Here is a 240-nt window from a genome sequence, read left to right on the forward strand (position 1 = left end):
GAAGCCAGGTATGTACTCAGCCAGGCGCAGGACCCGTCCCGGTTCAGGCTCACCCACATCGCTGAACTGCCGCTCTATATAGGCTTTGCCGATAACGAGCGTGGGCGGGCATTGATGAAGGTCTACGATGAGCGAATGACCGCCCTCGTTAAAAACGGCGAACTGAAGCCGATTTTCGAACGCTGGAAACAACCGTATCCGTTCTAGTTTCACTGTAGGAGCGAGCTTGCTCGCGAAAAT

Annotated in this window: 1 protein-coding gene; it reads left to right on the forward strand. The window is 54.6% G+C overall.

Annotation, left to right across the window (positions count from 1 at the left end):
• Positions 1–207 (forward strand): hypothetical protein (locus AC0L3U_RS40125; protein ID WP_473365229.1); only part of this gene is annotated, 207 nt, incomplete at its 5' end.
• Positions 208–240: the final 33 nt, after the last annotated feature.

This window comes from Bradyrhizobium sp. Kon69, from assembly GCF_055807515.1.